The organism is Endozoicomonas sp. Z74, from assembly GCF_057680865.1.
On sequence record NZ_JBLYZI010000232.1, the window covers coordinates 1 to 1,496 of the forward strand.

1 protein-coding gene is annotated in these 1,496 nt (G+C 46.4%); it reads left to right on the plus strand.

The window, feature by feature from the left end; genetic code table 11:
- Positions 1 to 212: 212 nt before the first annotated feature.
- Entirely contained in the window at positions 213 to 1,418 is a 1,206-nt protein-coding gene (locus ACNRUY_RS26445) for a hypothetical protein (protein ID WP_488114655.1), read from the plus strand.
- The last annotated feature ends 78 nt before the right edge of the window (positions 1,419 to 1,496 follow it).

Consider the following 1,496-nt stretch of genomic DNA (forward strand, 5'->3'; position numbering starts at 1 on the left):
GCTTATCAGTGAGCGAGGAGAATTTGGAAAACAGGGCTTTTGCAGACATCGAAAGACAGGAAAAACCCTGATTATACAGGCTGTTTCTTGATGGCGCTGTTCAATTGGTGATCATGTTTTTGCCCTGGGTCACTACCGGTTTATTGGCGCAATATACCAGGAGGGATGGTCAACAGTGGATTCGCAGAGCCCCCATCAAGAATGCGAACAGAATGGATGAAAATATAGAGTCGCTATTACATCATGAAATGGCGGATGTGATTTCAGAACAGAAAGAGTCGTTCTTGACCAGCAGTCTGTTGCAGGAAGGTATTCTGTTTGACACAGTGATGGTCTTTGCTTCACCGGATAATAAAAAACACCGTCTTCAGGCTGAGGATCTGATGCTGGAAATGGTTAGTCATGATGATCGCTCCAGATATGTTGCAGGGCTGTGCTCAATGGATACCAGAACACCTTGTATGCATTACCTGCAGCTGGCTTGGAGCTATTTCCCTTACCCTCATTACACACCCTTCATTGATGTTGGTCCAATACCATCATATCCAGAAACCGGGCTCAGAGGCATCATTAAATCTCTGCATAATAAGAATAAGGCGGAGCTTCTTTTAAGTGCTGGGGAAAAAACGTTGCTGGCCTCCCTGAAGTATCTGGCCAGCCATATTTGGGACTTTTCAGGGAGCTACAAAAAGCCCACGGTGGAATCGGCCGTTATACAAGCAGTATGGGATGATGATCTGGACTCCATTATCGAAACCAGCTTCCAGCCCTCCCAGCAGGCATGGTTATCTGTCATAAAAGAGATTGCATACAGAGGGAATCATCAGAAAATGGAAACCCTTAATCAGGTTTTTGTAAAAAAAAGAACTGATGTGTTCCTGTTGGTGGATCAAATACTGGCAGATCCTGAGCTGGATCTTTATCAGGAAAGGGCTCTGGTTCGCCTTTTTCAAGAATTAACTGGGCCGATGCAGAAGGCGATACTCGAGCGACTCATGAGGCTGGCACCGGACCGCTATCTTACCTTAGCCGACCTGCTGATTGAGGACCAAACAACCCTTCAACTGGATGCGCAACTTAATCAGGCCGACTCTGCTGAACTGCATACCCTCCTTCAGGTAGCCTTTATTGGAGACAGCTCAGTAGCAGGCAATCTCTGGAGTCGGCTGGGTGATGACAGCCAGGCGTCTCTGATTATGTATATGCTGGATACGGCGCAAATCGGTATTCTTGTCAGTCATCTGCGCCCCTGGATTGCAGATGACACACTACGGCGATACCTCATACGCGCTATTGAAACACCAGGTTCCAGGGTTATGGAAGTTCTGCACCAATTACCCGCACCTGTTGTTCTGGAAATGATGCAAAACGGCGCTGTTCAAATTAAGTGTTGCTCTACCCAATGTATAGAAACTTGATCTAAAAAAGCCTCCTCTGAGAAGAGTTGAGTTTTAAGAAACCTTTTCCACCCGAGGTAACGAGACAGGTATTTTGTT